Below are 26,162 nucleotides of genomic sequence, written 5' to 3'. Positions count from 1 at the left end.
CCCTTCCTACGCTGCCGCACCGCATCATCGCCGTGGGCGACCGGCAAGGCCAGCCATCTCCCGCCGCGTCCCCCTTCCTCGCAAAGGTCGCTCCATGAACCGTCGCCAGTTCCTGTCGGCCACCACCGCCGCCGCGCTCTCGCCCGCCAGCCTCGCCCTGGCCCAGGGAAGCGCCCAGGGGGCTGGAGGGCGAACCCTGACCGTCGGCGTCCGCAGCGGCCCGGAGAGCATCGACCCCCATTGGTCCACCCTCGGCGGCCACATCGAGGCCCTGCGCCACGTCTATGACAGCCTGGTGGCGCAGGACGAGAACCTGGTGCTCAGGCCCGGCCTCGCCACCTCCTGGCGCGCCGTGGACGACACCACCTGGGAGTTCAAGCTGCGCGAGGGCGTCACCTTCCACGACGGCTCCCCCTTCACCGCCGAGGACGTGAAGTTCTCGCTGGAACGCATCCCCCAGGTCACGGGCCCGATGTCCATGACCCTCTACACCAAGCGCGCGAAAAGCGCGGAGGTGGTGGACCCCCTGACCGTGCGCTTCGTCACCGACGGCCCGGCGCCCACCCTGCCCAACGACTTCACCCGCCTGATGATCGTCCCCCGCAAGATCGGCGCGGCCCCGCGGAACGAGGAGTTCAACTCGGGCGCCGCCGCCATCGGCACCGGACCGTTCCGCTTCACCCGCTGGGAACCGCGCGGCGACCTCGTGATGGAACGCTTCGATGGCTGGTGGGCCCTGAAGGACGGCGCCACGCAGCCCTGGGCGCGGGTGATCCGGCGGGAGATCCCGAACGACGCGGCCCGCATCGCCGCGCTGAAGAGCGGCCAGGTGGACATGATCAACTACGTCCCCGCCACGGATGTCGCCTCCCTTCAGCGGGACCCCACCATGGAGGTGGTGGTGGGCGACAGCGTCTACGTCTTCAACGTCTACTTCACCCTCGCGGAAAAGCTCCCCCGCCTGGCGAAGGTGGACGGGCGGGAGATCGAGGCGAACCCCTTCCGCGACCCGCGCGTGCGCCAGGCCATGGACCTCGCCATCGACCGCCGGGCGCTGGCCCGCGTGGTCTTCGAGGGCCTGGCCAAGCCCATGTCGCAGCTCATGCCCGACAGCTTCTTCGGCGCCAGCCCGAACCTGCCCGAGCGCCGCCCGGACCTCGCCCGCGCCCGCGCCCTGATGGCGGAGGCCGGATATCCCCGCGGCTTCGAGATCGACTTCCACTCCACCAGCAACCGCCTGCCCGGTGACAGCGCCCTCTGCGAGGCGCTGGCCCAGCAATGGTCGCGCATCGGCGTGAAGGCCAACCCCAACGCGGTCACGGGCACGGTGTTCTTCCCCGCCAGCACGCGCGGCGACTACAGCCTGCAGATGTCGGGCTGGGGCACCCTGACCGGGGAGGCCGCCTATACCTACGGTGCCATGATCCACGGTCCCGATCCCTCCGTCGGCCTGGGCAACTTCAACCGCTCCGGCTACAGCAACCCCGAGGTCAACAAGCTGCTGCTCGACGGCTCCCGCACGCTCGATGACGCGAAGCGGCGCGAGATGTTCGCCCGCGCCGCCGAGATCAGCATGAACGACCGCCCGATGCTCCCCATCGTCATGCCGCAGACCGTCTGGGCCATGGGCAGGAACAAGCTGTCCTTCACCCCAAGGGTGGACCAGGAGACGCTGGCCCAACTCGTCACCCCGAAGGGCGCGTGACGGCATTCCTGCTGGGGCGGCTCGCCCAGGCCGCCCTCGTCATGCTCGTGATGTCGGTGCTGGTCTTCCTCGGCGTCTATGCCATCGGCAACCCCATCGACGTGCTGATCGATCCGGCCGCGACGCAGGCGATGCGCGCGGCCATCATCCGGCAGTACGGGCTCGACCTTCCACTCTGGCAGCAGTACGGCCACTTCCTGGGCAACGTCCTGCGCGGGGATTTCGGCAACAGCTTCGTCTTCCGCATCCCCGTCCTGCCGCTCATCCTTTCCCGCCTGCCCGCCACGCTGGAACTGACGGTGCTGGCGCTGCTGATCGCGGCGGCCTTCGGCATCCCGCTCGGCATCTGGGCCGGCTACCGGCCGGAGGCTCGCTCCAGCCGCGCCATCATGGCCCTCTCCACCCTCGGCTTCTCCGTGCCGACCTTCTGGATCGGGTTGCTGCTCATCCTCTTCTTCACGGTCGAGCTGCGCTGGCTTCCTTCCGGCGGACGCGGCCCCGTTGGCTGGCTGGGCCTGAGCATCTGGACGCGCGAGGGATGGACCCACCTTCTTCTCCCCGCCCTGAACCTCTCCCTCTTCAAGCTCGGCCTCCTCATCCGCCTCGTCCGTGCCGGAACGGAGGAGGTGATGGGCAGCGAGCACGTCCGCTTCGCCCGTGCCCAGGGCCTGCCGGAACGGCAGGTCGTCGGGCTCCACGTGCTGAAGAACATCGGCATTCCCATTGTCACGATCTTCGGGCTGGAGTTCGGCTCCACACTCGCCTTCGCCGTGGTCACGGAAACCGTCTTCAACTGGCCCGGCATGGGCAAGCTGGTGATCGAGAGCATCACCTCGCTCGACCGGCCCGTGATGGTGGCCTACCTCATTCTCGTGGTGCTTCTGTTCGTGGCCATCAACCTGTTCGTCGAACTCACCTACGGCCTGCTCGACCCCCGGGTGCGCGCCCGATGAACCGTGAGGCCCTGGTGGAGGGCTGGCAGGAATACCGCCGATCCCCCGTCGCCGTCGCGGCGCTCGCGCTGGTCGTCGCCATCGCGCTCCTCGCGCTCCTCGCCCCCTGGATCGCGCCGCAGGACCCCTACGACCAGTCGGCGCTGGACCTGATGGACGCCCGGCTCGAACCCGGCAGCATCGGCTCGGGCGAATACGTCCACTGGCTCGGCACCGACAATGCCGGGCGCGACCTTCTCTCGGCCATCCTCTACGGCCTGCGCCTCAGCCTCGCGATCGCGGTCACGGCCGGTATCGTCGCCCTCACCGTCGGCACCGCCATCGGCCTGTCGGCGGCCTATTACGGCGGCTGGTTCGGCGCGGTGGCGATGCGGGTGGTGGACCTGCAGCTCTCCCTGCCGGCCATCCTCCTCGCCCTCGTCCTCGTGGCGGTGCTCGGCCAGGGGGTGCCGCAGCTCATGGCCGCGCTGGTGGCCGCGCAATACGCCTATTTCGCCCGCACCGCCTTCGGCGCCGCCTCCGCCGAGCGCCGCAAGGACTACGTGGAGGCCGCGCTCTCGACCCCCCTCTCCGGCGCCCGCGTGCTCTGGCGCCACCTTCTGCCCAACACCCTGCCGCCGCTGATCGTGGTGGTGACCGTGCAGATCGCGACCGCCATCTCGCTCGAGGCCACGTTGAGCTTCCTCGGCCTCGGCCTGCCCGTCACGCGCCCCTCCCTCGGGCTGCTCATCGCCAACGGCTTCCAGTTCATGCTCTCCGGCCGCTACTGGATCTCGGTCTATCCCGGCATCGCGCTGATGGTGACGGTGCTGGCCATCAACCTCGTCGGCGACCAACTCCGCCAGGTCATCAACCCCCGGCGCCGCCGATGAGCGGCCCCGTGCCTCCCGCGCTTGAACTCCGCGGCCTCCGAACCGAGTTTCCGGGGCGCGGCGGCGTCGTCCGCGCGGTGGACGGCGTCAGCCTCCGCATCGAGCGCGGCCGCATCCTCGGCCTGGTCGGGGAAAGCGGCTCCGGCAAATCGGTCACCGGCTTCTCCATCCTGGGCCTCGTGGAACCGCCCGGCCGCGTGACGGGCGGGGAGGTGCTGCTGGAGGGGGTGAACATCGCCGGCCTCCCCCAGGGCGCCATGCGCTGCCTCCGCGGGGCGCGCGTCGCCATGGTGTTCCAGGACCCGCTGATGACGCTCAACCCCGTGCTCCGCATCGGCACGCAGATGGCCGCCGCCGTGCGCGCCCACGATCCCGTTTCCCGCAAGGCCGCTCTCGGCCGCGCGCGCGACGCCCTGGCCACCGTCGGCATTCCCAGCCCGGCGGAGCGGCTGGAGGCCTACCCGCACCAGCTCTCCGGCGGAATGCGCCAGCGCGTCGCCATCGCCACCGCCCTCCTCCACCGTCCCGCCGCCATTATCGCGGACGAGCCGACCACGGCGCTCGACGTTTCCATCCAGGGCCAGATCCTGGCCGAGGTCCGGCGCCTCGCGGACGAGACCGGCACCGCCTTTCTCTGGATCACGCATGACCTGTCGGTGGTGTCCTCCCTCGCCGACGATGTCTGCGTCATGTATGCCGGCCGCGTCGTGGAGCGCGGCCCGGCCGCGCGCGTCATCGCCGCCCCGCGCCACCCCTACACCGCCGCCCTGATCGGCTCCGTCCCCTCCGGCCACGAGCCCGGCACGCGCCTGCCCCAGCTCGCGGCCGGCGCCCCGCCGCGCGGGGCGGATGGCGGCCCCGATCCCGGCTGCTCCTTTCGCACGCGCTGCCCGCGCGCGCAGCCGGACTGCGCCCTGCCGCCGCCCGACCTCGACTTCGGCGCCGGCCAGTCCGCCCTCTGCCACCACCCGCTGGAGGCACCGGCATGACGCCGCTGCTGAGCGTCGAGGGCGTCAGCAAGCGCTTCGCCCGCCCGGTCAGCCTGGGCGACCGCCTCGCGCGCCTCCTCGGCCATGCCGCACCGGGCGCGGTCCAGGCCGTCAGCGGCGTGGACCTCCGGATCGCGCGCGGCGAGGTGCTGGGGCTGGTGGGCGAGAGCGGCTGCGGCAAGTCCACCCTGGGCCGCATCGTCGCCGGCATCCATGAGCCCAGCGAGGGCACCGTGAGCTTCGACGGCGCGCCGATCATGTCGGGCGGCCGCAAGCGGAGCTTCCGCGTGCAGATGATTCACCAGGACCCCTTCGCCAGCCTCGACCCCCGCATGCGCGTCGGCGACACGGTCGCCGAGGGCCCCCTGGCGCACGGTCTGGTGCGGCGCGCGGGGGCCGATGCCTTCGTCGCCGACATGCTGGCACGCGTCGGCCTCGATCCGGCGATGCGCCGCCGCTATCCCCACCAGTTCTCCGGCGGCCAGCGACAGCGGGTGGCCATCGCGCGCGCCCTCGCCCTCGGGCCGGAACTGCTGGTGCTGGACGAGCCCGTGGCCTCGCTCGACGTCTCGATCCAGGCGCAGGTGCTGAACCTGTTCGCCGACCTGCGGCGGGACCTCGGGCTGACCGGACTCTTCATCTCGCACGACCTTGGCGTGGTCCGGCATGTCTCGGACCGCGTCGCCATCATGTATCTCGGCCGCATCGTGGAACTCGCGCCCATGCCGGTCCTCTACGCCGCCCCCGCACATCCCTACACCCGGGCGCTGCTCGACAGCGTCCCGAAACTGGGCCAGGGCCGCGGCGTCTTCCGGCCGATCGCGGGCGAAATCCCCTCGCCCCTCGCCCCCCCGCCGGGCTGCCACTTCCATCCCCGCTGCCCCCATGCCGGCCCACGTTGCCGCATCGAGACACCCGCGCTTCTCCCGGTCCTGCCGGGCCAGGTGGCCGCCTGCCACCTGCACCATGGCGGGGTCGGCAAAGCCTGACCGCCCGGAGCCGGCGGAGAGCAGCACCCGCGTGTCGGGCCGCAGGCCATCTTCCGCGAACTGCACCGAGCACCAGCCCAGGACATTCGGGGCGGGAGAGCCGGAAGGGTGGTCCTCTGTTCTGTGGGGCTCCTAGTCCGGTTGGAAGTTGGCGCTGCGCGGCAGCTCGCTGTTCCGGGTCACGTCGGCCGCGATGAACCGGCGGAACTCGTCCGCGCCGGCATAAACGGGTTCCAGGCCAAGTGCCGCGAACCGCTTCACTGTCGCCGGATCGCGCATGATCTCCGAAAGATGAGCATCCAGCGCCGTCGCCAACTGGGCCAAAGCGAACGGCCTGCGCGTACTCGCCGCGCCGGTGCTCGATCCGGACGGCTATGCAGTGGCGGCGATCAGCGTTGCCGCACCGGCGATGCGCACCAGCCAGGCCGAGATCATCCACCGGGCGAAAGCACCGCTCCTGGCGCGCGCCCGCGAGCTGGGGCTGGCCCTATCCGCCGTCGGGTGAAGCGCACATGCGCCCGCGGCGTCCGATGCCCACTCCCCATCAGCAACTGCGCGAGTGCCGGGGTGGGACTTGCGCCATCTCGGGGGAAAGGCATCGGATGGGTTGATGGCGATCCTCTCGAAGGGGCAGGACCCAGCAAGGGAAGCACGGACAGCGCTGCATGGAGCGGCCGATGTCCTCCCCTGGCGTCGTCGCAGGTCTTGAACATGGCGCGCCCGACGGATTCTGATCCCTGCCTCCCGGCGGAATTCGCAGACACCGTCCTTGCCGAAGCGGCCCCCCTCGCCTGACACCAGATCCTGGTGCCTTGCTCGCGGGTTCAGATGCGATCGCTGCCGCCGCCCCGCTTCAACCATCGCCCCTGCCGCACGCGAAGCGCCTGCTCCCGACTCAAGCGGGGCGTTCTGCCAGCGTCCGACATCCAGGCCGCTGTCCTGCAACCTCCGTGTTGTCCAAGCACTCCCGCAGGCGTCAAGGGAAAGCGCGAGGACCCGGGGGCGCCGAACGACCCGGGGTCGCTCTGCCGGTGGCGCCGGCACAGGACACGCGGGGCTATCCGCAAGCCGTGGAACGACCCACTCCAGTGCTCACCGATGGGCCGTCATGCTGCCCCGGTTCCTTTGCTCCTGGGGACGCCCGAATGGACACCGCAATTCCGCATCTCGGAATGTCCAAAGATTTGGTCCAGCGTCGCGGTGGACCGTGACTAGCATGCTGACTGCTGGCTCCCGCAACTCCGCTGAAAGCAGAGGCGTCGCGAATGACCTTCGTCCTGGCCTGCAAATGCCCTTCCGGGCAACGTGCTCCACGGTGCCGCCGGTCGCCAGCCGAGCTTGCGGGAGCGCGTTCGTCCGCCGCCGACTGAGGACCATGGACCATGTATGACAAGTCAGATCCGCGCGCATCCCTCGCGCCGCCCGGAACGAGCCAAGGGGTTCCGCCTGCCGGCTACGCGCCGCCGAGCTATGTCCGGTTCTACGAGACCCCGCCCGGGGATGACGGCCCCGAAGGCAGGACCTGGTACGCGCGTGGCCAGAACTTCGTCGTCACCCACACCGAAGCCCGCGACGGTGCACGCCTCGAGCGAAGGAACCAGAAGGACGAGTACGTCCTCATCCTCCCGGACGCCGCGACCACCGCAGTGGTGACCGCAGGCGACGAGCGGCTGACTTGCGATGGCAACGCGGTGGTCTTCATCCCACCGGGTGACAGCAGCATCGAGATCCCGCGTGCCGGCCGGGTGGTTCGCCTCTTCACCGCCCTGGCTGAGGACCTGGTCGCACGCTGTCCGAACAACAACGCCTATGCCACGCCGAACCCGCTCATCCCGCCGTTCCAGGCCTGGCCGGCACCCGCAGATGGCCACCGCATCCGCCGCTACGGGCTGGACGTGCAGGTCGAGAGCGGGCGCTTCGGGCGGATCTTCCGCGGCTCCACCTTCATGGTGAACTACCTCGACCCCCGGCACGAGCCGCGCGACATCACGAAACTCTCTCCGCACCACCACGACGACTTCGAGCAGTGCTCGCTCGCCCTCGATGGCGAGTTCATTCACGACCTGCGCTGGCCCTGGACGCCGAACATGAATCACTGGCGTGAGGACGAGCACGCCTTCTGCGGCTCTCCTTCCGTCGCGGTGATCCCGCCGCCATCCATCCACACGACACGGGCCCAGCTTCACGGCCTCAATCAGCTCGTCGACATCTTCTGTCCGCCCCGGCTCGATTTCTCGAAGAAACCGGGATGGGTCCTGAACGCCGACGACTACCCGATGCCCGAAAGGGCCTGAGCAGGACATCCCGATGAGCGACATCGCCGAAAACACCCTGGCACGCGATACGGAAGCGGCCGAGCTTCTGGTCGGCGCCGTCGACCTGCATTGCCATAGCGGCCCCGCCGCCATGCCCCGCATACTGGACCACCACGAGGCATTGCTGGACTGCGCCGCGGCCGGGTTCCGTGCCCTGCTCTACAAGGACCACTTCTATCTCGGCACCGCCCACGCGATGGTGCTGGAAAAGCTCTTCCCCGAGCTGGGGGTGAAGCTCTTCTCCGGTATCGCGCTCAACAACGCCTCGGGCGGCATCAACCCGCACGCCGTGGACCACGCGGCGAAGCTCGGCGCCAAGATCGTCTGGATGCCGACCCTTTCGGCCGCGAACCACATCGAGCAGGCACTGGGCCAGGGCAAGAGCTTCCCGAAGACGGCGAAGAAGATGCTCGACCCGATCCCGCTGCGCGCCACCGACGCGAACGGAGAGTTGCTGGACGACACGAAGAAGGTCCTCGACATCATCGCGGAGGCCGACATCATCCTCTCCGGCGGGCATCTCGACGCGGCGGAGATGATCAAGGTCTTCGAGGAGGCGAGACGCCGCGGGGTGAACCGCCTCCTTGTGAACCACCCCACCTACCTGATCGGGTGCACGGACGACGACATCCGGGAGCTGGTCGCGATCGGCGCCCATATCGAGCACTCGATCTGCATGTGGGTGGAAGGCAAGGCGAAGAAGTTCACGCCGGAGGAGCTGGTGCACCTGATCGAAGTGGCCGGGGTGGACCGCACCATCCTGTCCTCGGACCTCGGGCTGGTGGGGTCCCCGCGCCCGGTGGAGGGGTTCCGGCAGGTGGTCAGGCTGCTCCTCGACCAGCAGGTGCCGAAAGCCGACATCCGCAAGCTCGTCTCATCCAACGCGGCGCGCCTCGTCGGCCTCGACGAGGCAGCATAGGCATGCCCGACAGCTTCAAGGACCGGATGCGCCGGGGCGACCGCCTGCTCGGCTTCTTCGTCGGCACCCCCTCGGCCGCGACGGTCGAGATGGCGGGCTTCTGCGGCTACGATTTCGTCATCATCGACACCGAGCACGGCCCGGCCGGCATCGAGTCCATCGAGGACATGCTGCGCGCCGCCGCGATGCACGGCATGACCGGGCTGGTCCGCGTGCCGGACGGATCGGTGGCGAGCATCCAGCGCGTGCTGGACGCCGGAGCGGACGGGATCCTGGTGCCGCACGTCTCCAGCGCCGCCATCGCGCGCGAGGTGGTGGAGCGGGCGCTCTACGCGCCGGAAGGCAAGCGGGGGGTGGCACTGTCCCGCTCGTCCGCCTACGGCACCGGGAACAGCAAGGCTTACTATGCCACGCGCAACCGCCACACCGTCGCGATCGTCATGGTCGAGGACGCCGAGGCGCTGCCCGTGGTGGACGAGATCGTCTCGGTGCCCGGAATCGACGCGGTCTTCATCGGGCCGGGCGACCTGGGCGCCTCGCTCGGCCATGCCGGCGACATCCAGCATCCGGCGGTGCAGGACGCAGTGGCGCGCATCGCGGAAGCCGCGAAGCGCGCCGGGGTGGCATGGGCGACGGTGGGCCGCACGGCGGAGGACGTCCGCCGGCTGGAGGCGGCGGGCACCGGCATGGTCTGCTTCAACACCACGGCGATGCTGGTGGGCGCGATGCAGGCCCTCAAGGCCGATCTGGCGCGATAGCCGCCTGGAAGCGCCTCAGCCTCCTCCGCCGCCCCTCTGCAGGCGCTCCATCGACGCGGTGATCTCCCGGCTCGCCTCCTTCAGCGCCGGCACCAGCTCCTCGGTCAGGGCGCGGTGGTTCACGGCGGAGCGGAAGTAGCTGAGGCCGATCGTGCCCGCGACCATCCCGCCCTGAAGGATCGGCACCGCCACGGTGTCGGAGGAGCGCGGTTCCACCTTCGGGTCGCGCTGCGCGTAGCCCTGCTGCCGCGCGGTGCCGACGATGCCCCGGAGCACGCGCTCCAGGTTGGGCGGGCTGTCCTCCGGGTCGGGGGAGGCGGAAAGCATCCGCAGCAGGATGCGCCTCTCCGTATCCGGGCACCAGGCGAGGTAGGCACGGCCGAGGGCACGCGTGACAAGGCTGAGGTGCGACCCGACCGAGCTGTGGAAGGGCGAGACCGCGCTGTCCGCGATGGTGCTGACGCTGATCGCCATCCGCGCGCCGTCCAGCACGGCGATGGCGGCGGGCCAGCGCAGCCGGCGCGTCAGGTCCGCCGCCCAGGGGCGCCCGGCCTCCGCCACCAGCGGTCCGCCATGATAGCCGGCGCTGAGCGAAAGCACGTCCGAGGTGACCTGATAGCCCAGCGCGCGGCTCGCCCTGGTGACCAGCCCCGCGGCGACCAGGGTTCCAAGGAGCCGCATGATCGTCGGCTTCGGCAGCCCCGTGGCGCGGTAGAGCTCCTCCACCGTGGTGCTGCGCTGCCGGTTCAGCTCCTTCAGCAGCGACACGGCGCGCAGGACGGATTGGACGGGAGGATCGCTCAGGGGGGAGGCTCCGGGACGGTTCCGGCGAGATCGGACACCGTTAGCGCCAGCTTGCCGATCTGAGCGTTCGCGTCGAGCACGGATTGCGCCGCCCCCGCCTCCTCCAGCGGATGGACGCCGCAGAGATGGCTGCGGATCCGGCCGTCCTCCAGCAGGGGCCAGACCTGCTCCACCAGCTCCCGCGCGATACGGCCCTTATAGGCCGGCGGCCGGCCCCGCAGCGTGGAGCCGGTCAGGGTCAGCCGGCGGATATACACGTCGCGCGTGCTGATCTCCGCCCGCGGGGCGCGGTGGCTGGCGATCAGGACAAGGCGCCCGTCCACCGCGAGCAACCCCATCTCGATCGGCGTATAGTCACCACCCTGGCTGTCGAGGATCACATCCACGCCCCAGCCGCCGGCCAGGTCGCGCACCCGCTCCGGCCAGTCCGCCTCGCGGTAGTCCACCACCCCATCGGCACCGTGTGCCAGGCAGACCGCGCGCTTCTCCGCCGAGCTTGCCGTCGCGATCACCCTCGCGGCCCGCAGGTGCCGCGCCATCTGGATCGCGGCCAGCCCGACGCCACTGGTGCCGCCCTGAACGAGCAGCGTCTCTCCCTCCGCCAGGCGGCCGAGCCAGAAGACATTGTTCCAGGCCGTGAAGAACACCTCCGGCAGGGTCGCCGCCTGGGCAAAGGAGAGGCCGCGCGGAACCGGCATGCATTGCGGCGCGGGGACGGCGCAGAACTCGGCATAGCCACCGCCGGCCACGAGGGCGCAAACGGCGTCTCCGGGCCGTGGCCAGGCGACACCGGGTGCCACCTTCTCCACGATGCCGGCGATGTCGAGGCCGGGAATGTCGGTGACGCCGGGCGGCGGCGGGTAGAGTCCCTTGCGCTGCTGCACGTCCGGCCGGTTCACGCCGGCGGCGGCGACCCGCACCAGCACCTCCCCCGGGCCGCAGGCCGGAACCGGCCTGTCCACCAGGGCCAGCACTTCCGGCCCGCCCTTGCCCCTGATCTCGATCGCGCGCATCGCCTTCTCCCCTCTCGTCCTCCCCTTTTGGGCGGAAAGGGGGCGGGCCAGGGGCACGGCTCCGCTCCCGACGTGCGGAGCACGCCTGCCGCAGGGCCGGACGCGTCACATGGAAATATTCGCTTCCCGCACCACCGGACCCCATTTCCTGAGTTCCGCGGCAATGAATGTCCTCAGCTCGGCCGGCGTGCCGCCGACGGCCTGCATGCTCAGCTTGGCGAGAGCCTCCTGGCCCCTGGCGCTCCCGAGGAACGCGTTGGTGGCGGCGTTCAGCCGCTCCACGACCTCGTTCGGCGTGCCCGCCGGCGCGGCCAGTGCGTACCAGGCGGAGGCCTCGAAATCGCGGAACCCGGCCTCCTGCACGGTCTCGACATCCGCCAGGTCGCTTGAGCGCTGGGCGGTGGTGACCGCAAGGGCGCGGATCTTCCCCTCCCGCGCGAGCGGCACGTAGGACGGCAGGAAGTCCATCGCGAGATCGATCTGCCCGCCCAGCAGGTCCTTCACCACGTCCGCCGTGCCACGGTACGGGATGCTCGTCAGGCTGATCCCGAGCTCCTTCTCCAGCAGCAGGGCGGTGATGTGGCCCAGCGTCCCGTTCCCGGGAACGCCAACCGTGAGCTTGCCGGGGTCCGCCTTCGCGTGTGCCACCATCTCCCTGATATTCCTCACCGCGATCGACGTCCTGGCCGCGACGACCAGGGGCGACTTGGCGATCAGCACAACCGGCGAGAAGGCCTGTTCGGGGTCGAACGGCAGGTTCCGGTAGATCAGCTTGTTGTTCGCGAGCGGCCCCGGCGTGCCGAACAGGATCGTGTAGCCGTCGGGTGCAGCCCGGGCGACGGCGGCACCGCCGATGTTGCCGCCCGCCCCGCTGCGGTTGTCGACGATGACCTGCTGCCCCAGTGTCTCGCCCAGATACTGCGCCAATGCCCGCGCCAGGAGGTCGGTGCCGCCACCGGCGGAGAACGGCATGATCATCGTGACCGGCCGCGACGGCCAGGCCTGCGCCTGAACGGCGGGCGGCGCCCAGAGGCCCGCCGTGCCGATGGCCAGCGCGACCCTGCGAGTGACGCGCGTCTTCATGGTGTTCTCCCTTGCGGCGCAGAAAGCGCGCTTCGTGTTGCGGGCACCCTAGCCGAGAGCATGGATGGTGGTTCGCCAATGTGCTCGCTTTCCGGGATGCGGAATTTTGCCAATCGCGGATCGACGCCCCTCCGGCATCGACTAATTTCGCGGCCGAACCGGGGAGGAGGAACCGCAATGGACCACGGGGCGGAAAGAAGGCGCAGGCCGGCGGACCTCCGGGCGCATGGCGCCGCGTGCCCGCGCCGATGACCGGTGCCGAAATCCCCACGCTGCCCATTCCCGCGGTTGCGCTGGTGACGGGCGCCAGCGGTGGCATCGGCAAGGCGACGGCGATCCGCCTCGCGGCCCTGGGTACCGCGGTCGTCCTCGGCTACAACAGCCGCCGGGCCGAGGCGGACGACATCGCTGCCGCGCTGGATGGCACCGGGCACCTGGCCTTGCGCATCGCGATCGACGAGCCGGCCTCGATCGCCGAGGCCGCGGCGGCCGTCGAGCGGCGCCACGGGCGGCTCGACGCGCTGGTGAACTGCGGCGGCGCGACGACGCCCGTTCCCGCCGACGACCTGGACGGCCTGACCGACGACATCTTCGACCGGACCGTCGCCGTGAACCTGCGCGGCCCCTTCGCGGTGATCCGCGCCTTCCGCCCCCTGCTGGAGCGCGGCGACCGCGCGGCGATCGTGAACATCTCCTCCATCGCGGCCCGCACGGGCCTCGGCAGCAGCCTGGCGTATCTGGCAGCGAAGGCGGGCGTCGACGCGCTCACGATCGCGCTCGCCAAGGTGCTCGCGCCGAAGGTGCGCGTCTTCTCCGTTTCACCGGCCGGCGTCGACACGGGCTTCGTTCCCGGCCGCACGCACGAGCAGCTCCGCAGAACGGCCGAGCGGCTCCCGCTCGCCCACGTCACGACACCCGACGATGTCGCACGGGCCGTGATCGCCTGCATCGTCAGCCTGACCAGTTCGACGGGCATCGTCCTGCCCGTGGACGAGGGCAGGCACCTCTAAGGCCAGGACGCCATGGACACGCAGAAATTCTACATCGACGGCGCCTGGGTGGATCCGGTCTCGCCGTCGGTCCTGAAGGTCGAGAACCCCGCGACGGAGGAGACCTTCGGCCAGATCAGCCTGGGTTCCCCCCAGGACGTGGACCGGGCCGTTTACGCCGCCCGCCGGGCCTTCGCGACCTATTCCCTGACGAGCGTGGAAGAACGCCTCGGCTATCTCCACCGGATCATCGCGGGTTTCCGCGCGCGCCTGCCGGAGCTGGCCCGAATGATGACGCTCGAGATGGGCGCGCCCATCACCTTCGCCACCGAGCGCCAGGCGACCGTCGCCCTTTTCCACTTCGAGGAGGCGGTGCGCGTGCTGGCCGGGTACAGGTTCGAGGAGCGGATGGGCCACGGCGTGATCCGCCGTGAGCCGATCGGCGTCTGCGGCCTGATCACGCCCTGGAACTGGCCGCTGAACCAGGTGGCCTCGAAGTTCGCCCCGGCCCTGGCGACCGGCTGCACCGTCGTGCTGAAGCCCAGCGAGGTCGCGCCGCTCAGCGCCATGCTCTTCGCGGAAATCGTCCACGAGGCGGGCCTGCCGCCCGGCGTCTTCAACCTCGTGAACGGCGACGGGCCCACCGTCGGGGAAGCGATCGCCGCCCATCCGGGGATCGACATGGTTTCCTTCACCGGGTCCACGGCCGCCGGCATACGCGTGGCGAAGCTGGCGGCGGACACGGTCAAGCGCGTCGCACAGGAGCTTGGCGGCAAGTCCGCCAACATCATTCTCGACGATGCGGATCTCCACGCCGCCGTGATCCAGGGCGTCCACGCCTGCTACACCAATGCCGGCCAGAACTGCCAATCCCCCACGCGCATGCTCATTCCCCGCGCGGGGCGCGAGGCGGCGATGGAGGCGGCGCGCGAGGCCGTCGCCGCCATTCGCCTCGGCGACCCGCTCGATCCGGCCACGACCATGGGCCCGCTGGTGAGCCGGGCACAGTTCGAGAAGGTTCAGGACTTCATCCGGTCCGGGATCGACCAGGGTGCGACCCTCGTGGCCGGCGGACCGGGGCAGCCGGCGGATAGCAACCGCGGGTACTACGTCCGGCCAACCGTGTTCGCCGACGTGGGGCCGCAGATGAGGATCGCGAGGGAGGAGATCTTCGGCCCCGTTCTGTCCATCATGAGCTACGACACGGAGGACGAGGCGGTCGAGATCGCCAACGATACGCCTTTCGGACTGGCGGGCTTCGTGCAATCCCGGAATCCGGATCGAGCACGGGCCATCGCCAACCGCATCCGGGCGGGGCGCGTCTACGTCAACGGAGCCGCATTCGACCGCAGCCTTCCCTTCGGCGGTTACAAGCAATCCGGCAACGGGCGCGAGTTCGGGGTTTTCGGGTTCGAGGAGTATCTCGAGGTGAAGGCCGTCCTCGGAAGCTAGGCGGGCAGCCGCCGGCCGCCCACCTTCGCACCGCGAGCTTGGCCGGATAACCCGCGGGCGGAGATGCCGACGATCATCCTGGCCATCACGGTCACCGGGAACACGGCGCAGCTCAGCCCGGCCGGATGCAGAAACCAGCCCACCGGGCCTAGCGGTCCGTCCGGGCGAACCGGAGGAGTTCAGTTGAGCTTCCCCGGAAGCGCGGGCGTCTCGCGCGCGGGGGCCAGCGGGCAAGCACGGCGGCCAAGTGGACGCGCCCGGTCCACGGCGCCCTTCCGGCGCCCGCCCGGGGCGGTGCCTGCGGCCCCTCAGTTCACAGGACGCTGCCGAGAAGGTGCAGGGCCCGCTCCAGGTCGCCGCGCTGCTCGGGGGTGCCCAGCGCAAGCCGTATGCTGTTCGGCGCACAGTCTAATCCGAAGGCCGCGCCGGGCGTGATCCTCACGCCGAGAGTGGCCACGCGCCGCACGAGATCCTGCGCCGTCGTCTTCCGCGGCAGCTCGAGCCAGAGATGCATGGAAGCGGGGTGGGACGAGGAGGACGGACGAAGCGGAAGCAGGTGGGCGGCGAGTTCCTGGCGCACCCGTGCCTCGCGGCGCTTCGCCGCCTCGAGGAGGGCGGCGGTCCCGTCCCCGACCCACAGGGAAGCGATCGCGGCACCCAGGGGCGGCGCGGTCCAGATGGTGGCGCGGATCAGGTTCGCGGCCTGCTCCTCCCACCCCGGCGGCACGAGCATCCAGGCGGCCCTCAGGCCCGGGGTGAAGCTTTTCGAGGTGGAACGCAGATGCCAGGTCCGCTCCGGGGCGAGCGCCGCCAGTGGCGGCACCGGCGGGTCGTCCTCGGTCAGGAAGCCGTAGGCGTCGTCCTCGATGATGCGGAAGTCCAGGCGCCGCGCGACCGCGGCCACCGCCTCGCGCCGCCGCAGGGGCATCGTCGTGGCCGTCGGGTTCTGCAGCGACGGCATGCAGTAGAGCGCCGCGATCCGGTGGCGCAGGGCCAGCCGCAGCAGGGCGCGCGGGCGCAGCCCGTTCCCGTCCATCGGCACGGGCAGGACTTTCAACCCCAGGGCCGTCGCACTGGCCTTGATGCCGGGCCAGCTCAGCGCCTCCGCCGCGATGGTGTCGCCGGGCCGGGTGGCCGCCATGAGGGCGATGGTGACGGCGTGCTGCGCGCCCGCGCAGATCACGACGCGGGAGGGATCGTCGGGCAACCCACGGCGCGACAGCCATGCGGCCCCGGCCGCCCGGTCCACTGCCCGCCCGGCATGGGGCTGGTAGTCTGCGACAGCCGCGCGTTCACGCCGGAGGACAAGCCGGGCCGCCCTTTCGAAGCGGTCGGCCAGCCCGGGCAGGGGCATCACGTTGCGGGCGAGGTCGACGAAGCCCGATGCGCCCTCCTCGATCCGGAAGGACCCAGCGTCGATATGGCCTGGCGGCCGGACGAAGCTGCCGCGCCCGACCTCTCCCACCACCAGGCCGCGCGCCTCCAGCAGGCGCATGGCGCGCGATGCGGTGTTGAGCGCCACGCCATGGCGAAAGGCGAGTTCCCGGTGCGTGGGCAGCCGCGCGCCCGGAAGAAGCCCCCCTTCCCGGATCTCCGCCTCCAGGATCGCTGCGATGTTTTCCGCGCCGTGGCCCATCCGTCCATCATTGTCGCTGCGACAATCCCCCGATTGCCTCAGGCACGCCAGGCTTTCAACCTGGCGGCCATGGACAACACCGCTCCCACACCCGGGCACCTGACCGCCCCCTCCTTCCAGGACATCGAGGAGGCGGCCGCCCGTATCCGGGGCGTGCTCGTCGAAACGCCCCTCCTGGAAAGCGAGCGCCTGAACGCGCGGCTGGGCGGGCGCCTCCTGGTCAAGGCCGAGGGGCTGCAGCGAACCGGCAGCTTCAAGGCACGGGGCGCCTGGAACCGCCTCTCGCTCCTGTCCGCGGATGAGCGGGCACACGGCGTGGTGGCCTTCTCCTCCGGCAACCATGCCCAGGCCGTCGCCTGGGCCGGGCAGCGCCTGGGCATCGGCACCGTGGTCATCGCCATGCCCGCGGACGCGCCAGCGGCGAAGATCGAGCGGACCCGCGGCTGGGGCGCGGAGGTCGTGCTCTACGACCGGGCCACCGAAGACCGGGAAGCGGTGGGGCGCCGGCTCGCGGCGGAGCGCGGCCTGATCTTGGTGCCCCCCTACGACGACCGCCGGATGATCGCCGGGGCGGCGACCCTCGGCCTGGAGGTCGCGCGTCAGGCCGAGGCCATGGGAGCGGTGCCGGACGCGCTCCTGGTGTGCTGCGCGGGGGGCGGCCTGACGGCAGGCTGTGCCCTGGCCTGGGAGGCCTTGCTGCCCACCGCCCGGGTTTTCGCCGTGGAACCGGAAGGCTTCGACGACACCGCCCGCAGCCTCGCGGCCGGCACGCGGCTGGGCAACGCGCCCGGCGCGGCTTCCATCTGCGATGCCGTGCTGGCGCCCATGCCCGGTGCCCTGACCTTCTCGATCAACGCGCCACGCCTCGGGGGCGGGCTGGTGGTGAGCGACGCCGAGGCGCTCGCGGCCATGCGCGTGGCGTTCGATGAGTTCGGGCTGGTGGTGGAGCCGGGCGGGGCCGTCGCGCTCGCGGCCGCGCTGTCCGGACGCCTGCCCGTCGTGGACCGCACCGTCGCCGTGGCACTCACCGGTGCGAACGTCGATCCCGCCATGTACCAGCGCGCGCTCTCCATCCGCGTCTGACGACCGGGGCGCCCCGGCCTTTCACCTGGCCTGGCCATGGGCCAGCCAGTGCAGGGGCCCCGATCTTCAAAAGGCGCTCGCGGCGGATCAGGGGCGGGGATGGGTGCAAGGCCACCCGATCCGCCGCGCCCCGTGGCCGCCTGAACCCGCACCACCGGGCCCATCCACGCCTCGCAGCCGCAAATCCTGCGGAACCGCCCCAAGATGACGGCACGCCTTTACCGAGTTACACCGCCTTCATGTCCTCAATCCATCATCACCCACTCCGCTGGGACGGCTGGGCTCCCTCCGTGCTCGGGCTCGGGGCGGCCTTGGCCATGGGCCTGTCGGCGACGGGCTGGCTGGCCTTGCCGGCCTTCGTGCTGCTGCTACTGACGGTACGGGCGGGCGTGCACCACGCGGAAACCGTCGCGGCCCGTGTGGGAGAGCCCCTTGGCACCCTGGTGCTGGCATTGGCCGTCACCATCATCGAGGTGGCGCTGGTGGCCTCGGTGATGGTGACGGCGGATCCGCCAAAGGTCACGCTCGTGCGGGACACGATCCACGCGGTGGTGATGCTGGTGGTCACAGGGCTGACCGGCCTTTGCATCGTGCTGGCCGCGCTGCGGCACCGCGAGCCTGGCTTCAACGCGGATGGAGCGACTGCCCTGCTGTCGGTCGTCGGCGCCATGGCCACCCTGGCGCTGGTGCTGCCGAACCACGTGCGGGCCGCACCCGGCGGGGAGTTCGCACCGGTTCAGGTGGCCACGGTCGCCGGGCTCTGCCTGGCGCTCTGGCTGGTCTTCGTGCTGGTGCAGACGGTGCTGCACAAGGCTTACTTCGTGCCGGCCGAGGATCAGGCGGTGCTCGTGGGCACGGCCGAGGCACTGGAGGCGGTCACCGGCCGCCCGACCGGGCGGGAAGCGCTTCTGGCGGGCGGCATGCTGTTCCTGGCCCTGGTGGCCGTGGTGCTGCTCGCCAAGACGGTTGCGCCGGTGATCGGCCAGTCCGTGGCGGCGGCCGGCCTGCCGCCCGGGGTGGAGGGCGTGGTGGTGGCAGCCATCGTGCTCATGCCGGAAACGGCAACGGCCCTGCGCGCCGCCCTGGCGGACCGCTTGCAGGCCAGCCTGAACCTGGCCCTGGGCAGTGCCATCGCGACCGTCGGGCTTTCCGTCCCCATTCTCGTGGGAGTGGCGGCCTGGCTGGGCCAGCCATTGGAGCTCGGGATCTCACCGGCAGACACCGTGCTGCTGGTGCTCGCCATCGTCACGGGCATGCTGGCGCTGTCGGGGCGCATCACCAACCTGCTGCAAGGCAGCGTGCTGCTGGTGGTCTTTGCGGCCTGGCTGCTCGTGGTGCTGGTGCCGTAGCTGCCGCGAGAGGAACGTGCCCGCCAGCCCCTCACCTCGCGCCCGATCTGCTGGATGGATGGTGGCCATTGTTGACGGCATGAAACACGTGCCGAGGCCAGCAGCATGAGATCCCCGCCGCATGTGATGGCGGCGCGGGCGGCGGTATCCTCCGTCGGCCGCACGCTGGCACTGCCGACGGTGCGCTTTCCGCCCGTCGCATCCCCGCACCACAGCTCCAGCTTGGAGCGCGGGCTGCTATCCGTCGCCTCGCTCACGCCCGCCACCCTGGCGACGGGGTGATGACCGCCTCCCCGAAGACCGGGGCGACGTAGCAGGTGCGCAACCCGCCCGGCGCCAGCGCGCCCTCGCCGAAGGCGCCCGGCAGCAGGGAGAGCAGCCAGTTGGTGGAGAGCATCCCGTCCGCGATGATCCCGGGCAGGCCTTGGGAACGGGCATGGGCGTCGTCGTCGTGGAGGGTGGTGTTCAGCCTGGTGGACGCGGCCGTCATCCGCCTCCGCCGTGGGCGGCAGGTCCACGCACCAGTGCATCCGCTCGCGGGCATAGGGCGGAGAGGGGCGCGCAGCTCGGCACCCACGGTCAGGGTCGCGATGCGGGCCTTCACGTCAGGGCGCCGCGCTCCGGACCGGCGGCTTCCCCTCCTCCGCCGTGATCGCGGCGGGGCGGATCACCTGCCCGGAACGGCCGACGGAGGCGAGCGCCCAATCGGTGCGCCCGCCGTCGTACTCCCTTCGCCGGGCCGTTCCCCGTCCCGCGGCATCACGGGGCCAGCGCCGATCGACAGGGCCTCTGCCTAGAACTGCGGCATGGGCGGCAGCGGCTCCATTGGCGCGTTGAACCAGCGCTGGTGAATCTTCGCCAGTTCGCCGTTGTCCACGATGGACTTGATGAAGGTGTTCGACCAATCGCGCAGCGCCTCGTCCTGCCTGCGGAAGGCCATGCCGTTGGCCTGCGCGCGCAGGGTGAACTTCGGTTCGATCTGCAGGTTGGGGTAGCCAGCCGTAAGCTGCGCCAGGACGGTGTTGCTGGCTCCGATCGCCTGGGTCTGTCCGGAGATGATGGACTGCGTGGTGGTCGCATCGTCATCGAAGCGCATGAGGCGGATCTCCCGCGGTGCGATGGCAACGACAGCGATGTCCTGCGTGCTTGCGCGGGCGACCCCGACTCTCACGCCCTTCAGGTCCTCGGGCCCGGTGATGCGCGTCGATCTCGGCGCCAGAATGTAGGTCGTGAGCGCGCTGTAGGGGTTGGAGAACAGAACCTGCTTTGCACGTTCCTCGGTGATGCCGAAGGTCGCGATCAGCATGTCGACCTTGTTGGTCAACAGAAAGGGAATGCGGTTCGGACCGGTCAACGGCACGAGCTGCAGCTCCACACCCAGCTCCTTCACGAGCAGCCGGGCGACGTCGACATCATACCCGGCGGGGTTCTGGCTGCTATCGGTGCCACCGAACGGCGGATAGTCGGTCAGCACGCCGACCATGAGCCGACCACGCCTCTTGATCTCCTCGGGTGTCGCCGCATGGGCGGTCCGCAGGCCGGGCGGCAGCAACGCCGCTGCGGCGCCCAGCGCAACGCTGCTGCCCAGGCGACGACGGCTGATGGAGTACGGAACGGTCATGCTTGCGTTTCCCTCTTGTTGCGCCGGGCTCACCGCGTGGCCAGGGCGAGTTTCTGCTCCATCCGACGTCCATAAAGGGACAGCGGCCAGCAGATGACGAAATAGGTCAGCGCCACCAGGCCAAAGATCGTGAAGGGCTGAAAGGTGGCGTTGTTGATGACCTGCGCCGCGCGCGTGATCTCGACGAAGCCGATGATGGAGGCAAGCGACGTCGCCTTGATCAGCTGCACCAGGAAGCCGACGGTCGGCGGAATGGCAATCCGGAAGGCTTGCGGCAGGACGATGTGCCGCATCTGCCGCCAGTAGCGCAGGCCAAGAGCCGAAGAGGCTTCCCACTGGCCTTGCGGAACCACTTCGATGCAGCCGCGCCAGATCTCACCCAGGAAAGCGCTTGCGTGCAGCGACAGGCCTATCGCCGCCGCACCCCAGGGATCAACATTGATGCCGAAGATGCCCGGCACGAAGAAGGCCAGGAACAGCTGCATCAGCAGCGGCGTGCCCTGGAACAGCTTGATGTACCCGATCGCGGCCCAGCGCAGCCACGCGAAGCGACTGGTGCGCATCAGGGCGACCAGAAGCCCGCCCACCGCACCGCCGGCGAAGGCGGCCGCCGAAAGAAGCAGGGTCCAACGCACGGACAAAAGGATGAACCAGACCTCGTTGGTGCCGAAGCTGCGCATGACTTCCGCCCCAGCTCAGCGCGATGCCGGTCGGGCGAGGAAGGTGCGCTCGATCCAGGTGAAGATGCCCCAGAACATGACCGACATGGCGAAGTAGATCGCGGTCACAACAAAATACACCTCAAAGCTGCGGAAGTTACGCGCCTGAATGTCGTTTGCCGCGGCCGTCAGTTCATTGGCGGCGATGGCGGAGCACACCGAGGAGTTGAGCATCAGCAGGATGAACTGACTGGTCAGGGAGGGGTAGACCGCCTGCAGAGCGGGCTTGAGCACGACAAGCCGGAATATCTGCAACGGCCTGAGTCCCAGGGCGCGTCCTGCCTCGATCTGCCCCTTGGGAATGCTCTCAACGCCGGCACGGATGATCTCGATTCCATACGCACCGACATTGATCACCATGGCCAGCAAGGCGGCCTCATCCGCCTCCAGCCGAAGCCCGATCGCGGGAAGTCCGAAGAACACCATGAAGATCTGAATAAGGAAGGGCGTGTTGCGGATCACCTCGATGTAGCCATCGATGATCCGGCGGAGCCAGGTCGGCCCGTTGGCCTTGGCCAGCGCGCCGAGCACCGCGACGGCCAGTCCCAGCACCATGGAGATGGCGGAAAGCCAGAGGGTACGCAGGGCCCCGGCCAGCAGTTCGTCCCAGGCCGCGAAAACCTGGCTGAACTCGAAGACGTAGTTCATCAGCCTGCCGGCATCGTGGCGACAGCGGCGCCCGCTCGGTCGGGTTGTTCCATCATGGCTCTGCCTTCGAAGGTCCGTTTCCTGCCGGCCCTTGTGGGCCACGTGCTTGGCCCCCGCTTCATGCTTCAGCGTGGCGATGACATCGAAAGGCTGGCCCGGATCGGCGGCGATGGCAAGCGCCCGTTGGCAAAGCCTCACGAGGCGCCCGGGGGAAGGTCCTTCAACACGCCATCGGCTGTATCCAGGCAGCCGCGGGAGCGGTGGCGCATCGGGCAGCGGTGAGGCCCGAACCGCCAGCCAGGACCAGTCCCTCCTGACCGTGCCGTGCCGCTCCGCGGGCTGCCTCCGTTGTCATGGCGCCGCGGTGGAGAGGCTGGCCCGTGGTCCGTCCACCCACCCCGGCGAGAAGACGGCACCATCGGAACCTGCGGCGAAGCATCCGGCGCCCGACGCGGAGGATGCTCATCCTCATCGGCATCAAGCCTGAGAACGCTCCTTCCTGACCGCTACAGGAGCCGCGACGCCCCCGCACTGACATAGCCCAGCGCCACATCCTTCACGGCGAGCTCGGGATCCCGCTCCTCCGGCGGCCCGAAGCCGCCTCCGCCGGAGGTTTCCAGCCGCACCACGTCCCCGCGCCGAAGCAGCAGGCCGTCGGTCTTGGGGCGGATCGGCGTCTCGACCCCGTCGCGGACCAGCAGCAACCGGCCGAGCGAGGCCGGCTGCCCGCCTGCGAGGCCATAGGGCGCGTGGTGGAAGCGGTCCATATTCGTTGTGAGGATGCAGCTCTCCGAATCGACGCGCCACGCGCGGAACAGGCCGAGCCCGCCGCGCCGCCGGCCCGCCCCACCCGAACCGGGCAGCAAGCCGTAGGCGGCGATGGTGAGCGGCATGCCGCTCTCGATCATCTCCACGGGGATGTTGCTGTTGTTGTGCATGCCGGAGGCATAGGCGTTCACCCCGTCCTTGCGTGGATGTGCGCCCGACCCGCCGATCTCGATCTCCACAAGCACCTCGCGCGAGCCGTCCGCCGCCACGGTCTGGAAGGTGCAGACATAGGAGTTGCCGTAATAGGCGGCCGGAATGCGGTCCGGCACCGCCTGGTGCAGCGCCCCGTGCACGGCGTTGAGCAGGCGGTGGCTGACCGCCACCCGGTGCGCCACCGGCGCGGGGTGGCGGGCGTTCACGCAAAGGCCTTCGGGCGCCAGGATCCTCACCGGGCGGTAGCAGCCGGCATTCGCGGCCAGGGGCTCGTCGCTGGCCGACATCACCGCGAAGAGCACGGCCGCGGCCGAGGAGGCGAGGGTGGCGTTCACGGGTCCCTTGGCCTGGGGCGAGCAGCCGGAAAGGTCGGCCGTGATGGTGTCGCCCGCGATCTCCAGGCGCGCATGGAGGCGCAGCGGCTGGTCCAGCACCACGCCGTCGTCGTCGAGGAAGTCCTCGAACTCGTAGATGCCGTCCGGCATGCGGCCGATGGCGGCACGCATGGCGGCCTCGCTGTTGTCGAGGATGCGGCCCCCGGCCTCGATCATGCCCTCCGCGCCGTAGCGGGTGGCGAGGCGGCGGATGGCGGCCGCACCCACCTCCAGGCTGGCGAGCTGGGAGGCGAGGTCGCCCAGCACGAGCGCGGGCTTGCGCACGTTCTGGCGGATCATCGCCCAGACTCCGGCATTGGGCACCCCGTTCTCGACGATCTTCAGCGGCGGGATGCGCAGCCCTTCCTGGAAGATCTCGGTCGCCGTAGCGGCATAGGAGCCCGCGGCGAGCCCGCCCATGTCGATGTGGTGGCAGAGCGTGCCGACGAAGGCGATGCGCCGACCCTCGTGGAACACGGGCTTGTAGGTGACGATGTCCGGCAGGTGCTGCCCGCCGCAATAGGGGTCGTTGGTGGCCACCACGTCGTCCGGGCCCCAGCTTTCCGCGTCCACGTGCTTGTCCAGCAACTCGCGCAGCAGGTGGCTCATGGAGTTGAGGTGGCCGGGAATGCGGGCGGATTGAGCAAGGTTGTTGCCCTGCGCGTCGAAGACGGCGGTGGAATAATCCAGCAGTTCCCGCACGATGGTGGAGCGGCTGGTGCGCCAGACCGTCACGTCCATCTCCGCCGCGGCGGCGGTGAGGGCGTTGCGGATCACCTCGATCTCCACCGGCCCGAGCATGGCGGCCTGGGCGGCGGGGACCTCCCCCGCCTCGCGCCGCGCGACCAGGGCGCCGGCGGGGCCGAGGGAGGCGGTCCAGCCGCGGCCGATCCAGTGGGTGGCGAAGCTTTCCTCCACCAGGGCGGGTCCCTCGATCCGGTCGGCGGCGGTCAGCGCCTCCCGGTCCCAGACGGGAATCTCCTGCCAGGCGCCGCCCTCCCAGCTGCGCCGCGTCCCCTTGCGGGCCGGGCGGTCGGCCGCGAGGGCCTCGGCGGCCGCGCGGCGGGGCAGGCGGCCGATGGCGGAGACGCGCAGGGTGACGATCTCCACCGCCTCCGCCTCGTCCGCATAGGAGAAGCGGCGGCGGTGCGTGTCGTGGAAGGCGGCGAGCAGGCGAAACAGCGCCGCCTCGTCGGGGGCGGCGACGTCGCCCCAGGGGATCAGCAGCTCGAAGGCCTGGCCGTGGTAGCGCATGTCGGCCGAGACCTCGATGGCGCGGTCCTCCGGTGCGACGCCGTCGGCCGCCAGCCGCGCCCCGGCCTCGCCACGGAGCTCGTGGAGCAGGGCGGAGAGCGGTGCCAGGCCTTCCCGCGCGGCGGGGGTGACACGGGTGCGGGAGATGTCCTGCACGAGGTCGCCGAAGAGGATGCCGTAGGCGGAGAGGGTGCCGGGCTCGCGGGGAAAGGCGACCTCGCGGATGCCCACCTCCTCGGCCACGGCGGTGGCGTGCAGCCCGCCGGCGCCGCCGAAGGAGAGAAGCGTGAAGTCGCGGGGGTCCAGCCCCTTCTCGAAGAGGGAGAGGCGCACGGCCGCGCCCAGCGCGCCGTCGGTGACGCGCAGGATGCCCTCGGCCGCCGCCTCCTCGCCAAGGCCCAGCGGGGTGGCGATGCGCTCGGCGATGGCCCGGCGCGTGGAGGGCATGTCGAGCGCCATGGTGCCGCCGAGGAAGTAATCGGGATCCAGCCGGCCGAGCGCGAGGTTGGCGTCCGTCACCGTCGGCTCCGTCCCGCCGCGCCCGTAGGCGACGGGCCCTGGCCGCGCGCCGGCGGAGCGCGGGCCCACCGTCAGCCGGCCGCCCGATCCCACCGAGGCGATGGAGCCGCCGCCAGCCCCGATGGTGCGCATCTCCACCATGGGCAGGCGGACCGGGAGGCGGTCCACCTCGCCCTGCGTGACGACGGAAACCCGGCCGTTCAGCACCACCGAGACGTCGTAGGAGGTGCCGCCCATGTCCACGGCGACCAGGTCCGGCCGGTCCAGCAGATGGGACAGGCGCTCCGCCGCCAGGGCGCCGCCGCTGGGGCCGGACAGAAGGAGGCGCGCCGGCTGCTCCGCCGCGCGGCGCAGGCCGCAGACGCCGCCGTTGGACTGCACGAGGAAGACGGTGGGGGCGAAGCCGTCCTCGCCCAGGCGGCGCTCCAGCCGTTCGAGATAGGCGCGCACGACCGGGATGAGGAGCGCGTTCAGCACGGTGGTGGAGCTGCGCTCGTATTCCCGGATCTCCGGGCTGATCTCGCTGGAGAGCGAGACCGCGAGGCCGGGGCGCGCGGCAAGGATGAGGTCGCGCAGCCGCCGCTCATGCGCGGGATTGGCATAGGCGTGCAGCAGGCTGACGGCGACGCATTCCACCTCCAGCGCGTCGAGCCGCGCGAGAAGGCCGGGGATGGCGACCTCATCGAGCGGACGCTCCACGCTGCCGTCGGCGCGGATGCGCTCGGCGACCCCGAGGCGGCGGTCGCGCGGCACCAGCACGGGAAAGGGGTCGGGGTCCAGTGCGTAGAGGTCGCGTCGGTAGTGGCGCGTGATCTCCAGCACGTCCTCGAAGCCCGCGGTGGTCAGCAGCGCACCGCGGGCCAGTTGGCGCTCGAGCACCGCGTTGGTCGCGATGGTGGTGCCGTGCAGCAGCAGGCCGACATCGGACAGCGCGAAGCCGAAGCGCGCGGCCGCCTCGCGCACGCCGCGCAGCAGGCCCTCGGACGGATCGAGCGGGGTGGTGGGCGTCTTCCAGGCGCGCACGGCGCCGTCGCGCAGGTCGAGCACCTGAAGGTCGGTGAAGGTCCCACCAATGTCCACGGCGATGCGGACCGGCCTCGTTGATTCGGACAAGCGTGGGTTCCCGTTCTCGGACCG

At 70.6% G+C, this 26,162-nt stretch carries 24 protein-coding genes; 14 read left to right on the top strand and 10 right to left on the bottom strand.

The window, feature by feature from the left end; all coding sequences use genetic code 11:
- Positions 1-94 precede the first annotated feature (94 nt).
- Genes ACFFIC_RS10200 through ACFFIC_RS10180 form a run of 5 tightly spaced genes read left to right on the top strand, consistent with a single transcriptional unit; the run spans position 95 to position 5,508 of the window.
- Positions 95-1,705 carry an ABC transporter substrate-binding protein gene (locus tag ACFFIC_RS10200; RefSeq protein ID WP_377050056.1) on the top strand — a complete coding sequence of 537 codons (1,611 nt, stop codon included), beginning with the start codon at positions 95-97 and terminating at the stop codon, positions 1,703-1,705.
- Entirely contained in the window at positions 1,702-2,658 is a 957-nt protein-coding gene (locus tag ACFFIC_RS10195; protein ID WP_377050055.1) for an ABC transporter permease, read from the top strand. Before ACFFIC_RS10200 ends, ACFFIC_RS10195 begins: the two co-directional genes overlap by 4 nt.
- The gene (locus ACFFIC_RS10190) at positions 2,655-3,530 is read left to right on the top strand and encodes an ABC transporter permease (RefSeq protein WP_377050054.1); all 876 of its coding nucleotides are present in this window, start codon (positions 2,655-2,657) and stop codon (positions 3,528-3,530) included. The genes ACFFIC_RS10195 and ACFFIC_RS10190 overlap by 4 nt, the downstream gene beginning before the upstream one ends.
- Entirely contained in the window at positions 3,527-4,519 is a 993-nt protein-coding gene (locus ACFFIC_RS10185; protein WP_377050053.1) for an ABC transporter ATP-binding protein, read from the top strand. Before ACFFIC_RS10190 ends, ACFFIC_RS10185 begins: the two co-directional genes overlap by 4 nt.
- Positions 4,516-5,508 carry an ABC transporter ATP-binding protein gene (locus ACFFIC_RS10180; RefSeq protein WP_377050052.1) on the top strand — a complete coding sequence of 331 codons (993 nt, stop codon included), beginning with the start codon at positions 4,516-4,518 and terminating at the stop codon, positions 5,506-5,508. Before ACFFIC_RS10185 ends, ACFFIC_RS10180 begins: the two co-directional genes overlap by 4 nt.
- Before the next feature lie 132 nt (positions 5,509-5,640).
- Here ACFFIC_RS10180 and ACFFIC_RS10175 read toward each other — a convergent pair whose 3' ends face one another.
- Entirely contained in the window at positions 5,641-5,832 is a 192-nt protein-coding gene (locus tag ACFFIC_RS10175) for a hypothetical protein (RefSeq protein WP_377050051.1), read from the bottom strand.
- A 31-nt stretch (positions 5,833-5,863) separates the two neighbouring features.
- Between ACFFIC_RS10175 and ACFFIC_RS10170 the strand changes: the two genes are divergently transcribed.
- The 4 genes from ACFFIC_RS10170 to ACFFIC_RS10155 all read left to right on the top strand — a co-directional run bounded on the left by ACFFIC_RS10170 (position 5,864) and on the right by ACFFIC_RS10155 (position 9,500).
- On the top strand, positions 5,864-6,013 hold the full coding sequence (locus ACFFIC_RS10170) for a hypothetical protein (RefSeq protein ID WP_377050050.1): 150 nt from the start codon (positions 5,864-5,866) through the stop codon (positions 6,011-6,013).
- A gap of 877 nt (positions 6,014-6,890) precedes the next feature.
- The gene (locus ACFFIC_RS10165; protein ID WP_377050049.1) at positions 6,891-7,802 is read left to right on the top strand and encodes a hypothetical protein; all 912 of its coding nucleotides are present in this window, start codon (positions 6,891-6,893) and stop codon (positions 7,800-7,802) included.
- Positions 7,803-7,815: 13 nt separating this feature from the next.
- Positions 7,816-8,742, top strand: a complete 927-nt coding sequence (locus ACFFIC_RS10160) for a DUF6282 family protein (RefSeq protein WP_377050048.1) — start codon at positions 7,816-7,818, stop codon at positions 8,740-8,742.
- A 2-nt stretch (positions 8,743-8,744) separates the two neighbouring features.
- The gene (locus ACFFIC_RS10155; protein ID WP_377050047.1) at positions 8,745-9,500 is read left to right on the top strand and encodes an HpcH/HpaI aldolase family protein; all 756 of its coding nucleotides are present in this window, start codon (positions 8,745-8,747) and stop codon (positions 9,498-9,500) included.
- Positions 9,501-9,515: 15 nt separating this feature from the next.
- Here the strand turns inward: ACFFIC_RS10155 and ACFFIC_RS10150 are convergent, their stop codons facing one another.
- The 3 genes from ACFFIC_RS10150 to ACFFIC_RS10140 all read right to left on the bottom strand — a co-directional run bounded on the left by ACFFIC_RS10150 (position 9,516) and on the right by ACFFIC_RS10140 (position 12,400).
- On the bottom strand, positions 9,516-10,277 hold the full coding sequence (locus ACFFIC_RS10150) for an IclR family transcriptional regulator domain-containing protein (RefSeq protein ID WP_377050120.1): 762 nt from the start codon (positions 10,275-10,277) through the stop codon (positions 9,516-9,518).
- Positions 10,278-10,300: 23 nt separating this feature from the next.
- Positions 10,301-11,317, bottom strand: a complete 1,017-nt coding sequence (locus tag ACFFIC_RS10145; protein WP_377050046.1) for an NAD(P)H-quinone oxidoreductase — start codon at positions 11,315-11,317, stop codon at positions 10,301-10,303.
- A gap of 105 nt (positions 11,318-11,422) precedes the next feature.
- Positions 11,423-12,400, bottom strand: a complete 978-nt coding sequence (locus tag ACFFIC_RS10140; protein ID WP_377050045.1) for a Bug family tripartite tricarboxylate transporter substrate binding protein — start codon at positions 12,398-12,400, stop codon at positions 11,423-11,425.
- Positions 12,401-12,636: 236 nt separating this feature from the next.
- On the opposite strand from ACFFIC_RS10140, the gene ACFFIC_RS10135 reads away from it, so the two are divergent.
- The gene (locus ACFFIC_RS10135) at positions 12,637-13,410 is read left to right on the top strand and encodes an SDR family NAD(P)-dependent oxidoreductase (protein WP_377050044.1); all 774 of its coding nucleotides are present in this window, start codon (positions 12,637-12,639) and stop codon (positions 13,408-13,410) included.
- Positions 13,411-13,422: 12 nt separating this feature from the next.
- Entirely contained in the window at positions 13,423-14,841 is a 1,419-nt protein-coding gene (locus ACFFIC_RS10130) for an aldehyde dehydrogenase family protein (protein WP_377050043.1), read from the top strand.
- Between the two features lie 313 nt (positions 14,842-15,154).
- On the opposite strand, the gene ACFFIC_RS10125 is transcribed toward ACFFIC_RS10130, so the two are convergent.
- Entirely contained in the window at positions 15,155-16,477 is a 1,323-nt protein-coding gene (locus tag ACFFIC_RS10125) for an aminotransferase-like domain-containing protein (RefSeq protein WP_377050042.1), read from the bottom strand.
- Positions 16,478-16,546: 69 nt separating this feature from the next.
- Between ACFFIC_RS10125 and ACFFIC_RS10120 the strand changes: the two genes are divergently transcribed.
- The 3 genes from ACFFIC_RS10120 to ACFFIC_RS10110 all read left to right on the top strand — a co-directional run bounded on the left by ACFFIC_RS10120 (position 16,547) and on the right by ACFFIC_RS10110 (position 19,191).
- On the top strand, positions 16,547-17,560 hold the full coding sequence (locus tag ACFFIC_RS10120) for a threonine ammonia-lyase (protein ID WP_377050041.1): 1,014 nt from the start codon (positions 16,547-16,549) through the stop codon (positions 17,558-17,560).
- A gap of 239 nt (positions 17,561-17,799) precedes the next feature.
- Positions 17,800-18,909 carry a calcium:proton antiporter gene (locus ACFFIC_RS10115; protein ID WP_377050040.1) on the top strand — a complete coding sequence of 370 codons (1,110 nt, stop codon included), beginning with the start codon at positions 17,800-17,802 and terminating at the stop codon, positions 18,907-18,909.
- A gap of 105 nt (positions 18,910-19,014) precedes the next feature.
- Positions 19,015-19,191: a hypothetical protein gene (locus ACFFIC_RS10110; RefSeq protein WP_377050039.1), complete on the top strand. Its 177-nt coding sequence runs from the start codon at positions 19,015-19,017 to the stop codon at positions 19,189-19,191.
- Here ACFFIC_RS10110 and ACFFIC_RS10105 read toward each other — a convergent pair.
- From ACFFIC_RS10105 to ACFFIC_RS10085, 5 genes are all read right to left on the bottom strand, one after another.
- Complete coding sequence (locus ACFFIC_RS10105; protein ID WP_377050038.1) at positions 19,163-19,399, bottom strand: hotdog family protein; 237 nt, start codon at positions 19,397-19,399, stop codon at positions 19,163-19,165. The genes ACFFIC_RS10110 and ACFFIC_RS10105 overlap by 29 nt on opposite strands.
- Positions 19,400-19,702: 303 nt before the next feature.
- Positions 19,703-20,530, bottom strand: coding sequence for a transporter substrate-binding domain-containing protein (locus tag ACFFIC_RS10100; protein WP_377050037.1), 828 nt, complete (start codon positions 20,528-20,530; stop codon positions 19,703-19,705).
- A 29-nt stretch (positions 20,531-20,559) separates the two neighbouring features.
- A complete protein-coding gene (locus ACFFIC_RS10095; protein ID WP_377050036.1) occupies positions 20,560-21,210 on the bottom strand; it encodes an amino acid ABC transporter permease in 651 nt (216 codons plus the stop codon).
- Between the two features lie 15 nt (positions 21,211-21,225).
- A complete protein-coding gene (locus ACFFIC_RS10090) occupies positions 21,226-21,999 on the bottom strand; it encodes an amino acid ABC transporter permease (protein ID WP_377050035.1) in 774 nt (257 codons plus the stop codon).
- Positions 22,000-22,403: 404 nt separating this feature from the next.
- Positions 22,404-26,138: a hydantoinase B/oxoprolinase family protein gene (locus tag ACFFIC_RS10085; RefSeq protein WP_377050034.1), complete on the bottom strand. Its 3,735-nt coding sequence runs from the start codon at positions 26,136-26,138 to the stop codon at positions 22,404-22,406.
- Between the last annotated feature and the right edge of the window lie 24 nt (positions 26,139-26,162).

The sequence above is a fragment of the Muricoccus vinaceus genome, assembly GCF_042433125.1.
In the GTDB taxonomy this organism is placed as follows: domain Bacteria; phylum Pseudomonadota; class Alphaproteobacteria; order Acetobacterales; family Acetobacteraceae; genus Roseomonas; species Roseomonas vinacea.
This window is presented reverse-complemented; position numbering and strand designations above follow the sequence as displayed.